Here is a 12,862-nt window from a genome sequence, read left to right on the forward strand (position 1 = left end):
GAAATTTTGGAAAGATCTGAAGGAACCATGACCATGTCCGCCCTTGAAAACCTGCCCGACACCGACCACGGCCTGCTGCGCTTCCTGACCTGCGGCAGCGTCGATGACGGCAAGAGCACCCTGATCGGCCGCCTGCTGTTCGACACCAAGACGATCCTCGCCGACACGCTCCACGCGATCGAAAAGACCTCGGCCAAGCGCGGCATGACCGCCGTCGATCTGTCGCTGCTCACCGACGGCCTGCAGGCCGAGCGCGAACAGGGCATCACGATCGACGTCGCCTACCGCTACTTCTCGACCGGCACCCGCAAGTACATCATCGCCGACGCGCCCGGCCACGAGCAGTACACACGCAACATGGTGACCGCCGCCTCGACCGCGAACCTCGCGATCATCCTCGTCGATGCGAGAAAAGGCGTGCTGACGCAGACGCGCCGCCACTCGTACCTCGCGAGCCTGGTCGGCATCCCGCACCTGCTCGTCGCCGTCAACAAGATGGACCTCGTCGACTACGACGAGGCCGTGTTCGAGCGCATCAAGGCGGACTACCTCGCCTTTGGGGCCAAGCTCGGCATCAAGGATGTGCGCTTCATCCCGTTGTCGGCGCTTAACGGCGACATGATCGTCGACCGCGGCGAACGGCTGTCGTGGTACGACGGCCCGACGCTGCTCGAGATCCTCGAGGCGGTGCCGGCGGCGCACACCGAACAGGCCGAGAACTTCCGCTTCCCGGTGCAGTTCGTCTGCCGCCCGCACGATTCGGCGAACCCGGAATTGCACGACTACCGCGGCTTCATGGGGCGGGTCGAATCCGGCGAGATTGCCATCGGCGACGCCGTCACCGTGCTGCCGTCGGGGCGCATCAGTTCTGTCCGCGACATCCAGATCGGCGGCGTGAGCCAGTTGCGCGCGATCCACGAACAGTCCGTCACGCTGCTGCTGGCCGACGAAATCGACATCTCGCGCGGCGACATGATCGTCAAGAGCGCCGAGCAGCCGCAGGCGCTGAAGGAGATCGACGCGACCGTGTGCTGGCTGTCCGAAACCCCGATGTCGCCGGCACGCACTTACCTGCTGCGCCACACGACGCGCGAAGTGAAGGCGAAGATCGCGAAAATCGACTACCGGCTCGACGTCAACACACTGGAACATGAACCCGTGACGACGCTCGCGATGAACGATATCGCGAACCTGACACTCAAACTCGCCCAGCCGGTTTTCGCCGATCCTTACACCGACAATCGCGCCACCGGCGCTTTCATCGTCATCGATGAAAGCACGAACAACACCGTCGGTGCCGGAATGATCCGCTGAACCTGCCCTGCCTGAACACCTGCATCCCCTGCCGCCCCTGGCGCCGTCACGGCGCCGGGGGCGCAACGCCTTCCCCGTCGACCCCCGGCGTGTGGGAAAATGGCGGCTTGCCCGATTTCCGGCTGCAGGGCACAGCGAGCAACATAGAAGACGAACATGAAATCTGTCGATGACTTTCGCCTGCGGTTCGGCAGCAGGGAATATGTGCCGATCATGATTGGCGGGATGGGCGTCGACATCTCGACGTCGGACCTGTCGCTCGAAGCCGCGCGACTGGGCGGCATCGGGCATATCTCGGACGCGATGGTCCCGACTGTCAGCGACCGCCGCTACGACACGAAGTACGTGCGCGACAAGCTCAAGTTCTACAAGTACAACGTCGCGAACGCCGACAAGTCCGAAGTGCAGTTCGACCTCGGCCTGCTCGCCGAAGCCACAGAAACGCATGTGCGCCGGACAATGGAGCGCAAGCGCGGCGACGGCCTGATCTTCATCAACTGCATGGAAAAGCTGACGATGAACGGGCCCAAGGACACGCTGCGCGTGCGCCTGCGCTCGGCGCTCGACGCCGGTATCGACGGCATCACGCTCGCCGCCGGCCTGCATCTGGGTTCGTTCGCGCTGATCGAGGATCACCCGCGCTTTCGCGACGTCAAGCTCGGCATCATCGTGTCGTCGCTGCGCGCGCTGCTGCTGTTCCTGCGCAAGTCGGCGCGCACCAACCGCCTGCCCGACTACGTCGTCGTCGAAGGCCCGCTCGCGGGCGGCCATCTCGGCTTCGGCATGGACTGGGCGAAGTACGACCTGCACGCGATCGTCGCCGAGATCCAGGATTACCTGAAGGCCGAAAAACTCGACATCCCGCTGATCCCGGCCGGCGGCATCTTCACCGGCAGCGACGCGGTGTCCTTCCTCGACGCGGGCGCCGCGGCGGTGCAGGTGGCGACGCGCTTCACCGTGTCGCACGAATGCGGACTGCCGCCGGCAGTGCAGCAGCACTACTTCGGAGCGCACGAAGAAGACATCGAGGTCAACAACACCTCGCCGACCGGCTACCCGATGCGCATGCTCAAGAGCAGCCCGTCGATCGGCGCCGGCATCCGCCCGAACTGCGAAGCCTACGGCTACCTGCTCGACGCGAACGGCAACTGCGCGTACATCACCGCCTACAACCGCGAGCTCGCCGCGCACCCGGACGCGCGGCGCCTGCGCGTGATGGACAAGACCTGCCTGTGCACGCACATGCGCAACTTCGACTGCTGGACCTGCGGCCACTACACGTACCGGCTCAAGGACACGACGCACAGGCGGCCGGACGGCACGTACCAGATCCTCAGCGCGGAACACATCTTCCACGACTACCAGTACAGCAAGGACAACCGCATCGCGTTGCCGCCGGCCGAACAGGCCTGAAGCCGCCCGGACCGCTTGAAGGGAGCGCACGCCCCGCGGCGGCCGCTCCCTTGTTCGTCTTTCGCCCACGGTCGCGCAGCCCGTCGTCGCCCTGTCAGCGGGAACGCTTCGCTCGCGCTACACTCAGACGAGCGGATGCATGACGCATTGCACCTCGCACGCATGCATCGGCGTTCGAAGGAACCGGCATGCACGCTGCGATGCGACGACTGGGCACCCTGCTTTTTCTGCTGTTCGGCCTCAGCTTGGGCCTCGGCGTGCCTGTCGATGGGCGGACGGCCGAAACTGCGGCCGCGAAAGTGGTCGCGCTGCGCCTGGACGGCGTCATCGGCCCGGCGACATCCGACTTCGTCAGCCGCGGCTTGGCGCGCGCGCGTTCGGAGAACGCCCGACTCGTCGTCATCGAGATGGACACCCCCGGAGGGCTCGACGCCTCGATGCGCGTCATCATCCGCGAAATCCTCGCATCACCGATACCGATCGCGACTTACGTCAGCCCCGGCGGCGCACGCGCCGCCAGCGCAGGCACCTACATCCTCTATGCGAGCCACATCGCCGCGATGGCGCCGGCGACGAATCTGGGCGCCGCGACGCCGGTCGCGATCGGTGCGCCGGGAAGCGGAAAACCGCCTGCCGAAGACGATGATCCGGCTGCCAGGCAGCCCGGCAAGGATGGCGACAGTGCCGACCAGGCCGCCGCACCGAAACCGCCGCGTGGCGACGCGATGAGGGCGAAGATCGAGAACGACGCCGCCGCCTATCTGCGCAGCCTCGCCCAGCTTCGCGGCCGCAACGCGGACTTCGCCGAACGCGCAGTGCGGGAGGCGGCGAGCCTGTCGGCCGACGAAGCGCTCAAGGGGGGCGTCATCGATGTGGTCGCGAGCGACCTGAAAGATCTGCTGGTGCGGATTGACGGCCGCACCGTGAAGCTCGACAGCGGCAACGTGGTGCAGCTGGCCACGACGGGCGCCGAGGTCGAACGGATCGTGCCCGACTGGCGCAACCGCCTCCTGTCGATCCTCTCGAATCCGCAACTCGCGCTGGTGCTGATGATGATCGGCATCTACGGCCTGTTCTTCGAATTCACCAGCCCGGGCTTCGGCGTCCCCGGGGTCGCCGGGCTGATCTGCCTGCTGGTCGCGCTGTATGCGTTCCAGTTGCTGCCGGTCAACTGGACCGGGGTCGCGCTGATCGCGATCGGCGCAACGCTGATGCTCGCCGAAGCCTTCCTGCCGAGCTTCGGCGCGCTCGGCGTCGGCGGCATCGTCGCCTTCGTCATCGGCGGCCTGTTCCTGATGGACACCGAGGCGCCCGGCTTCGGCATCCCCCTGCCGTTCATCATCGGACTCGCTCTCGTCAGCGCCGCGCTGATTCTCGCGGTCGGCAGCCTTGCCGCGCGAACCCGCAAGCGGGCCGTCGTCAGCGGCCGCGAAGCGCTGGTGGACAGCATCGGCACGGTCACGGTCGTGTCGGGCGACGGCAGCTGGGCGCAGGTGCAAGGCGAATCCTGGCGCGTCACGGCATCCGAACCCCTGGCACGGGGCGACCGGGTGCGCGTCGTCGGCATGAGCGGCCTGACACTGCAGGTCGAACGACTCGCACCCACCCATTCTGCGATCGAAAGGAGTTCCTGATGATGTACGACTTCAACCTCGGCCTCGGCACCGTGCTGCTGATCCTGATCGCGCTCGTCGTGGGTTCGATCCGGATCCTGCGGGAATATGAGCGCGGCGTGATCTTCATGCTCGGACGCTTCTGGAAGGTCAAGGGCCCCGGCCTGGTGATCGTGATTCCCGGCATCCAGCAGATGGTCAAGGTCGACCTGCGCGTCGTGACGATGGACGTGCCGAGCCAGGATGTGATCTCGCGTGACAACGTCTCGGTGAAGGTCAACGCGATCGTGTTCTTCCGCGTCGTCGACCCCGAGAAGGCGATCATCCAGGTCGAAAACTACATGGTGGCGACCAGCCAGCTCGCGCAGACGACGCTGCGCGCGGTGCTCGGCAAGCACGAACTCGACGAGATGCTCGCCGAACGCGAACGGCTGAACCTCGACGTGCAGCAGATCCTCGACGCGCAGACCGATGCGTGGGGCATCAAGGTCACGAACGTCGAGATCAAGCACGTCGACCTCAACGAGACGATGGTGCGCGCAATCGCCCGGCAGGCCGAAGCCGAGCGCGAGCGGCGCGCGAAGGTAATCCATGCCGAAGGCGAGAAGCAGGCGGCCGAAAGCCTGATGGAAGCGGCCGAGATGCTGTCGCGCCAGCCCGCCGCGATGCAGCTGCGCTACCTGCAGACACTGACGCAGGTCGCTGGCGAAAAATCCTCGACGATCGTCTTCCCGGTGCCGGTCGACCTGCTCAAGGGATTCCTCGAAGCCGGCGGCTCGCGCCCCGTCATGCCGACTCGGCCGCCGCAAGCCTGAAGCTGCGACGGCCGGACCCGCCGAGACCGCGCGGCTTGCCCACGGCGCAATACCCGAGTATTTTAATCAACATTAGCCACTCCCGACGGAGCTGCCGATGTCCTTGCCAGCCGACCGCTTCACCACCGAGCGCATCATCGCACTACGGCGCTGGACGCCGCATTTGTTCAGCTTCCGCACCACGCGCGACGCGGCGTTCCGCTTCGTGCCGGGGCAGTTCGCCCGCCTCGGGCTGCGCAAGGAGGACGGTTCGATCGTCTGGCGCGCGTATTCGATGGTCTCCGCGCCATATGACGAATACCTCGAGTTTTATTCGATCGTCGTGCCGGATGGAGAATTTACGAGCCGCCTCGCCCGCCTCGCTGAAGGGGACGAGATTTTCGTCGAGAAGATGAACTACGGCTTCCTGACGACGGATCGCTTCGAAGGCGGGCGCGACCTGTGGCTGCTCGCGACCGGTACCGGGCTCGCGCCGTTCATTTCGATTTTGCATGACCGCAGCACCTGGACCGACTATGAGCGCATCGTCCTCGTGCACAGCGTGCGCACCGCCGCCGAACTTGCCTACCGCGACGAGATCGCGCGCTTGGTGGACCACCCGCTGGTCGGCGACGTGGTGCACAAGCTGCACTACGTGCCGGTCGTCACCCGTGAGCGTGTCGCCGGGGCGTTGCGCGCGCGCATCACCACGCTGATCGAGAGCGGCGAACTCGAACGCGCAGTCGGCTTCCCGCTTGATCACGAACGCAGCCGCATCATGCTGTGCGGCAACCCGCAGATGGTCGATGACGGGCGCAAACTCCTCAACCGCCTAGGCTACAAGCTGTCGCGCCGCGCGGCGCCGGCGCAGCTCGTCGTCGAGAACATGTGGTGAGAAGGCTCAGGGCAGCACGATCGCCAGCGCGATCGGCAGGAAAACCACCGCCGCGACGTTGCCGATCAGCACCATCGACGCCACCGCCTGCGGCTCCTGGTGATAGCGCTCGGCGAAGATGTAGTTGAGCACCGCCGGCGGCAGGGCGCCGAACACCAGCAGCAGGGCTTCCTGTTGCGGCGGCAGGTCGATGAACAGCATCACCGCGTACGCAAGCATCATGCCGACGAGCGGACGCGCAGCGGCGCCGTAAAACCCCAGCCCGATCGACGAGATGTTCGAATCGGTGAGGCGCACCCCGAGCGCGAACAGCATCAGCGGGATCGACACGTCGCCGAGCATCTTGATCGCGAGCATCAGCGGCGGCCACACCGCGATGCCGGCAATGCCGACTGCGAGTCCGGCGAGCGTCGCCAGCACCGACGGCACTTTCCACACCGTCCACACCTTGATGCGATGGTCGAGCAGCCACGCGCCGAACGAGAAATGCAGCAGGTTCGATACCATGAACATCACCACCGCGGGCGCCAGCGCCGGTTCGCCGAAAGCCAGCACGGCGAGCGGCAGGCCGAGGTTGCCGCAGTTGTTGAACATGATCGGCGGCACGAAAGTCTTCGGCGCGATCCGCGATGAACGTGCGAGCGCCCAGCCGATCAGGCCCGAACCGATGACGATGACCAGCGTCGCGACGACCAGCGGCACGAACTCGACGATGCGAAAATCCTTGTTCGCCAGCGCCGCGAACACCAGCGCCGGGATAAAGACTTCCATGTTCAGCTTGTTCGCGTGCGACAGGTCGGGCTTCATCCGCCTGCCGACGAAATAGCCCAGCGCGGTGATCGCGAACAGCGGAAAAAGGATCGAGACGATGCGCACGAGCATGGCGAGGAGAATTCCGGCGCTCGCCGGCCGCGCAGGCCGGGCAAGCGGATGGGGAGCCGCGGCACGCCGGGAGCGTTCCCGCCGCGAGGTCCGCGAACGACGAACGGCGGCGCGCGACCGCCGTCTTGCGCCGTGCTAGAGCACGTAGCGCGCGAGATCCTCACGCTGCGCGAGAATCTCGAGCCGCGCGTCGACGTACGCGGCATCGACGAGAAGCTTGTCCAGGCCGATCTTGCCGGCCTCGAACGAGACTTCCTCGAGCAGCTTTTCCATCACCGTATAGAGGCGGCGCGCGCCGATGTTCTCGGTCTTCTCATTGACCTGGTACGCAATCTCGGCGAAACGGCGGATGCCGTCGTCGGTAAACTCCAGCGCCACGCCGTCGGTCGCGAGCAGCGCCTGGTACTGGCGCACGAGGCACGCGTCGGTCTGCGTCAGGATGCACTGGAAGTCCTCGACCGACAGGCTCTCGAGCTCGACGCGGATCGGCAGGCGCCCCTGCAGTTCGGGGATCAGGTCGCTCGGCTTGGCGAGGTGGAACGCGCCGCTGGCGATGAACAGGATGTGATCGGTCTTGATCATCCCGTACTTCGTTGAGATGGTCGTCCCTTCGACGAGCGGCAGCAGGTCGCGCTGCACGCCCTGGCGCGACACGTCCGCGCCCTGCCCTTCCGAGCGCGACGCGACCTTGTCGATCTCGTCGAGGAACACGATGCCGTTCTGCTCCACCGCACGGACGGCCTCGGCCTTGACTTCCTCGTCGTTGATGAGCCGCGCCGCCTCCTCGTCGGTCAGCGCCTTCAGCGCCTCGCCGATCTTCATCTTGCGCAGCTTCTTCTTGCCGCCGCCCAGATTCTGGAACATCCCCTGGATCTGCTGCGTGAGCTCTTCCATTCCCGGCGGGGCGAAGATCTCGGCAGTCATCCCCTGCGCGGCGACTTCGATCTCGATCTCCTTGTCGTCGAGTTCGCCTTCGCGCAGGCGCTTGCGGAATTTCTGCCGCGTGCTCGAATCCGCGGGTTCCGGCTCGTTGAGGCCGACCGGGCGGGCCGGCGGCAACAGCGCATCGAGCACGCGGTCCTCGGCGGCGTCGAGCGCGCGGTCGCGCACCGTGCGCATCGCGCGTTCGCGTCCGTCCTTGACGGCAATCTCGGCGAGGTCGCGGATGATCGTGTCGACGTCGCGGCCGACATAGCCGACCTCGGTGAACTTCGTCGCCTCGATCTTGATGAAGGGCGCGTTCGCGAGCCGTGCGAGCCGGCGCGCAATCTCGGTCTTGCCGACGCCGGTCGGGCCGATCATCAGGATGTTCTTCGGCGTGATCTCGCTCCTGAGCGGCTCCTCGACCTGCGCGCGGCGCCAGCGGTTGCGCAGCGCGATCGCGACGGCCTTCTTGGCCTTGCCCTGGCCGACAATGTGCTTGTCGAGTTCGGAGACGATCTCCGGGGGGGTCATCTGGGTCATCCCTCGAGTACCTCGATTACGTGGCTCTGGTTCGTATAGATGCACAGATCGCCGGCGATCTGCAGCGACTTCTTCACGATGTCTTCCGGCGGCAGTTCGGTATTCTCGAGCAGCGCGCGGGCCGCCGACTGTGCATACGCGCCGCCGCTGCCGATCGCGACGATGCCCTGCTCCGGCTCGAGCACGTCGCCGTTGCCGGTGATGACGAGGGAGTTGTCCGGATCGGCGACCGCGAGCATCGCCTCGAGCCGACGCAGCATGCGGTCGGTGCGCCAGTCCTTCGCCAGCTCCACTGCGCTGCGCAGCACGTTGCCCTGGTGCTTCTCGAGCTTCGCCTCGAAGCGCTCGAACAGCGTGAACGCGTCGGCCGTGCCGCCGGCAAACCCGGCGAGTATCCTGCCCTGGTAGATCGGACGCACCTTGCGCGCGGTCGCCTTGATGACGATGTTGCCGAGCGTGACCTGCCCGTCTCCGCCGAGCGCTACGCGCCGGCCGCGGCGCACCGAAAGGATAGTGGTGCCGTGATACTGTTCCATTGATATTTTTCCTTCGCAGCGCGGCAAGAACTCCGCCTCAAACGCGGAGCGTCACCTGCGCGACCTGATCGACGCTCATGACGCGCAGAAGTGCGGCGACCATGGCATTCACGTTTCTCAAAATCACCTGCGTACCCTGCGCCTGCAGGGTTGCGAGGACGTTGAACAGCGTGCCGGCGCTGACGAAGTCGAGCCGCCGCAGCTGCGCGCAATCGACCTCGAAGCGCTGGCGGCCCGCCGCGAAAGCGGCCAGCCGGCGAATGCTCTCGGTCATGGCGCTCGTCAGTTCGCCATCGAGGCTGAAGCCTTCGGCGGCGGCGACGGCCGCTTCGATCGCGGCGGTGGAGATCGCCTCGCGCTCCATCTTCGGTTCCCACGACGGCGGGGATTCCTCGAATGTTATCGCGTAATCGACCGCGATCTGTTCGAAGCGATCCTGCTCGCCGGTGTGCTGCAGCATCTCGAGCAGCAACAGCCAGCCGTCCCGTCCCTCCGGCCGGCCGACGTGCACCTGCCCCGCCAGCATGTCAGAAAGCTGCCCGCACTTGAGCAGCGACACCTTGACGCGCTCGGCGGCAAGTTCGCGCAACAGCTTGCGGAACAGCGTGCATCCGGCTTCATCCACCGAGCGCAAGCGGCTCAGCTCGACGCGGATCGCGCCGCTCTTCTTGCCGATGGTCCCGATCTGCTCGAACTGCGTCGTCGATTGCCCCGACAGTGTGCCGGAGAGGCTCAGCAACGGCACGGCCTTCGACCGACCTTGCCCGGGCGCGCTCGACAGGTCCTGCCAGGGAGGGGGGGAACGCTCGAAACGGGTCGCGTAATCGACCACCCGCGACTCGAAGCGCTGGCGCTGGCCGGTGAGGCGATAGAGATCGAGGAGCATCATCCACACCCCCTCGCCAGCCTGATGCGACGCGCTGTCGAGCACCGCACCGAGCACCGATTCGGCAGCGTCGGCACTGCCATTGGCATAGAGCACCGCGGCCTCCTCGTACGCCGCACCGAGACCGGCCCCGACCTCCGTCACCTCCATGAGCCCGGCGTACTGCGTGAGTGCGTGGTTCGCATCACCGGTGAAATCCAGTGTCGACAATTCCGCGGCGTGCTCGACCCGTGCAGACGAGGCCGGGTGCGTGCTGGCATCGCTGCCAGCCGGGGGGCCGGAGACGGACTTCTTGCCGAAAAATGGAAGGACCACGTCGCAGCCTGTCCAGGGAATATGGTTAGGTGAATCGTACCAAGCGGCAAAGAATAGCACTTCGGAAACGAAACGGGCATTGCGCAACTCGGGCCACTCCCCGGCGCATCGGGTCGATTTGCCCCTTCGCGCGGCGTCCCGGCAACGCCTTGCATTTTGAAAAAATGTGCCCGGAAACGGATTCGCAGCGCCGGTGCGAGTCGGCTAGAATGCTGCGATGCACACCGCTTGCCACCCTGCGATCGCAGCGGAAAAGACCGTTTTTTCGCTGCCGCTGAGGGTCTATTACGAAGACACCGATGCCGCCGGCGTCGTCTATTACGCCAACTACCTGCGCTTTTGCGAGCGCGCGCGCACCGAAACCCTCAGGGAAATCGGCTTCGAGCAGCAGGCACTGCTCACCGAACAACGGATCGCCTTCGTCGTGCGCTCGGTAAAGGCCGACTATCTGTCACCCGGATTCCTCGATGATGCGTTACACGTCGTGTCGAACATCGACACGGTTGGCGGCGCGAGCCTGGTTTTTGCGCAACGCGTGCTGCGCGACACCGAACTCCTGTTCGATGGCCGCTTCGTGATCGCCTGCGTCCATCTCGACAAAAAACGCCCCACCCCCTTCCCTGCCGAAATACGTTCCAGACTGGAAAAACTCGTTCAAGCATGACCCTCACCGAAAACCTCTCCATCATCAGCCTGGTCAGCCAGGCCAGCGTCCTCGTGCAGCTGGTGATGGCACTGCTCGCCAGCCTCTCCCTCATTTCCTGGTACTGGATTTTCCGCAAGTCGTTCCAGATCCGCTCGGCACGCAACAAGACCAACGGCTTCGAGCGCGACTTCTGGAGCGGCGGCGACCTCAACGGACTGTTCCAGTCGGCCGCCGCGGCGCGCCATCAGACGGGCGGCATGGAGCGCATCTTCGAATCGGGCTATCGCGAATTCACCAAGCTGCGGGCGAAAAGCCACGACCACGCGGCGACGATCGATGGCGCCCGCCGCGCGATGCGCGCAACCTACCAGCGCGAAATGGACGACCTCGAAGCCCACCTCGCGTTTCTCGCCTCGGTCGGTTCGGTCTCGCCGTATATCGGTCTGCTCGGTACGGTGTGGGGAATCATGAACGCGTTCCGCGGCCTGTCCAACGTCAGCTCGGCGACGCTCGCCCAGGTCGCGCCCGGCATCGCCGAAGCCCTCGTCGCCACCGCTATTGGCCTGTTCGCCGCGATTCCGGCGGTCGTCGCGTATAACCGCTTCGCCCACGACATCGACCGGATCGGCATCCGCTTCGAAAGCTTCATGGAAGAGTTCTCGAACATCCTGCAGCGCCAGCTGCGCTGAGCGCCGGAGGTTTTGCGATGCGCCAGCGCCGCCTGATGAACCAGATCAACGTCGTGCCGTACATCGACGTCATGCTGGTCCTCCTCGTCATATTCATGGTCACCGCGCCGATGATCCAGACCGGCAGCGTCGACCTGCCGACCGTCGACCAGGTGCCCCAGACCCCGCTCGAGGCGATGCTCGTCGTCGTCAAGCGCGACGGTTCGCTCGCCCTCAAGGCGACCGGCGGCTCGACAGAGCAGGCGATGAGCAATAACGAACTGCTGCGCGAACTGCGCCGGGCGATCGAGCGCAACCCGCTCCAGCCGGTCGTCATTGCCGCCGACCGGAAGGTCAGCTACGAGAAAGTCATGGATACGCTGAATGGCCTGCGCCAGGCGGGGATCCAGAAGGTCGGCCTGCAGACGCAGGCGGGCAGCAGCGGGCGATGAACGACGCAGTCCCGAATTCCCACCGCGACGAGCCGGGAAAATGGGCATCGCTCGCGCTGACGATTGCCGTCCATCTCGGCCTCATTGCGTTTCTCGTGCTGGGCGTGCGCTGGCAAAGCGCTCCGCCCGCGGCGCTGGAAGTCGACCTGGTGGCCGCAGTCCCGGCGCACCCCGCACCGCCAAAGCCGGAACCGGCGCCCGAACCGAAGCAGGAACCGAAGCCCATTCCCAAGCCGGAGCCGAAGCCGATTCCCAAGCCCGAGCCGAAGCCGATTCCCAAGCCCGAGCCCGAGCCGCCAAAGCCGGCCCCGAAACCCGAGCCGCCGAAAGCGCAGGCAAAGCCCGACATCGCCATGAAGGCGCCCGAGGCGAAGAAACCGGTCAAACCGGAACCCAAGCCCGAACCCCCGAAGCCGGAGCCGAAAAAACCGGAACCGAAGAAGCCGGAACCGAAACCGGAGCCCAAACTCCCGGAGCCGAAGAAACCCGAGCCGGAACCGGCGAAACCGCAGACCAGGAAACCCGAACCGGTCGTGCCGCCGAAAGATGACTACATGGCGCAGCGCCTGGCGCAGGAAACCGAACGCACACAACTCGAACGAATGATGCGCGACGACGTCGCCCATGCGGCGGCGGCCCGCAACCGTGCCGCCGGCGACGCCTACGAGAATGCCCTGCGGACCAAGGTGCGCGGCAATCTGCTGCGCCCCCCCGGCCTGAGCGGCAATCCGGAAGCCGTTTTCGAGGTGGACCAGCTACCGAGCGGCGAAGTGATTGCGATCCGTCTCAAGCGCTCGTCCGGCATCCCCGCGCTCGACGAGGCCATCGAACGCGCCATCCGCCGCTCGAGCCCACTGCCGCTGCCCGAAGCGAAGGAACTTTTCCAGCGCACGCTCGAACTGAAGTTCAAGCCTCTCGACGAGGACTAAGAGGTGCGTGTCATCTTCCCTGCGCCTGTTGTTCGGATTCGTTCGTTATAATTGC

Annotated in this window: 13 protein-coding genes; 9 read left to right on the top strand and 4 right to left on the bottom strand. The window is 65.6% G+C overall.

Annotated features, from left to right (window positions below; translation table 11 throughout):
• The first annotated feature begins 33 nt into the window (after positions 1-33).
• The 5 genes from cysN (at position 34) to pbN1_RS07555 (ending at position 6,029) form a co-directional block, all read left to right on the top strand.
• The gene (gene cysN, locus pbN1_RS07535; RefSeq protein WP_169202157.1) at positions 34-1,314 is read left to right on the top strand and encodes a sulfate adenylyltransferase subunit CysN; all 1,281 of its coding nucleotides are present in this window, start codon (positions 34-36) and stop codon (positions 1,312-1,314) included.
• Between the two features lie 156 nt (positions 1,315-1,470).
• The gene (locus tag pbN1_RS07540) at positions 1,471-2,727 is read left to right on the top strand and encodes a nitronate monooxygenase (RefSeq protein WP_169202158.1); all 1,257 of its coding nucleotides are present in this window, start codon (positions 1,471-1,473) and stop codon (positions 2,725-2,727) included.
• A 188-nt stretch (positions 2,728-2,915) separates the two neighbouring features.
• The gene (locus tag pbN1_RS07545) at positions 2,916-4,361 is read left to right on the top strand and encodes an NfeD family protein (protein ID WP_169202159.1); all 1,446 of its coding nucleotides are present in this window, start codon (positions 2,916-2,918) and stop codon (positions 4,359-4,361) included.
• Positions 4,361-5,155 (top strand): slipin family protein, encoded by a 795-nt coding sequence (locus pbN1_RS07550; protein WP_169202160.1) that lies wholly within the window; start codon positions 4,361-4,363, stop codon positions 5,153-5,155. Before pbN1_RS07545 ends, pbN1_RS07550 begins: the two co-directional genes overlap by 1 nt.
• A gap of 97 nt (positions 5,156-5,252) precedes the next feature.
• Positions 5,253-6,029 (top strand): ferredoxin--NADP reductase, encoded by a 777-nt coding sequence (locus pbN1_RS07555; RefSeq protein ID WP_169202161.1) that lies wholly within the window; start codon positions 5,253-5,255, stop codon positions 6,027-6,029.
• A gap of 6 nt (positions 6,030-6,035) precedes the next feature.
• Here pbN1_RS07555 and pbN1_RS07560 read toward each other — a convergent pair whose 3' ends face one another.
• From pbN1_RS07560 to pbN1_RS07575, 4 genes are all read right to left on the bottom strand, one after another.
• On the bottom strand, positions 6,036-6,911 hold the full coding sequence (locus pbN1_RS07560) for an AEC family transporter (RefSeq protein WP_169202162.1): 876 nt from the start codon (positions 6,909-6,911) through the stop codon (positions 6,036-6,038).
• 135 nt (positions 6,912-7,046) lie between these two features.
• A complete protein-coding gene (gene hslU / locus pbN1_RS07565; protein WP_169202163.1) occupies positions 7,047-8,375 on the bottom strand; it encodes an ATP-dependent protease ATPase subunit HslU in 1,329 nt (442 codons plus the stop codon).
• Positions 8,372-8,911 carry an ATP-dependent protease subunit HslV gene (gene hslV / locus pbN1_RS07570; protein ID WP_169118640.1) on the bottom strand — a complete coding sequence of 180 codons (540 nt, stop codon included), beginning with the start codon at positions 8,909-8,911 and terminating at the stop codon, positions 8,372-8,374. Before hslV ends, hslU begins: the two co-directional genes overlap by 4 nt.
• A 37-nt stretch (positions 8,912-8,948) precedes the next feature.
• Complete coding sequence (locus pbN1_RS07575; RefSeq protein ID WP_345790546.1) at positions 8,949-10,112, bottom strand: STAS domain-containing protein; 1,164 nt, start codon at positions 10,110-10,112, stop codon at positions 8,949-8,951.
• 217 nt (positions 10,113-10,329) lie between these two features.
• Between pbN1_RS07575 and ybgC the strand changes: the two genes are divergently transcribed.
• Genes ybgC through pbN1_RS07595 form a run of 4 tightly spaced genes read left to right on the top strand, consistent with a single transcriptional unit; the run spans position 10,330 to position 12,807 of the window.
• Entirely contained in the window at positions 10,330-10,776 is a 447-nt protein-coding gene (gene ybgC / locus pbN1_RS07580; RefSeq protein WP_169118639.1) for a tol-pal system-associated acyl-CoA thioesterase, read from the top strand.
• The gene (gene tolQ / locus pbN1_RS07585; RefSeq protein ID WP_169202164.1) at positions 10,773-11,447 is read left to right on the top strand and encodes a protein TolQ; all 675 of its coding nucleotides are present in this window, start codon (positions 10,773-10,775) and stop codon (positions 11,445-11,447) included. Before ybgC ends, tolQ begins: the two co-directional genes overlap by 4 nt.
• Positions 11,448-11,464: 17 nt before the next feature.
• Positions 11,465-11,878 carry a protein TolR gene (gene tolR, locus pbN1_RS07590; RefSeq protein ID WP_169118637.1) on the top strand — a complete coding sequence of 138 codons (414 nt, stop codon included), beginning with the start codon at positions 11,465-11,467 and terminating at the stop codon, positions 11,876-11,878.
• Positions 11,875-12,807, top strand: coding sequence for an energy transducer TonB (locus tag pbN1_RS07595; protein ID WP_169118636.1), 933 nt, complete (start codon positions 11,875-11,877; stop codon positions 12,805-12,807). Before tolR ends, pbN1_RS07595 begins: the two co-directional genes overlap by 4 nt.
• Positions 12,808-12,862: the final 55 nt, after the last annotated feature.

Origin of the sequence: Aromatoleum bremense (genome assembly GCF_017894365.1) — a bacterium.
GTDB classification, from domain to species: Bacteria; Pseudomonadota; Gammaproteobacteria; order Burkholderiales; family Rhodocyclaceae; genus Aromatoleum; species Aromatoleum bremense.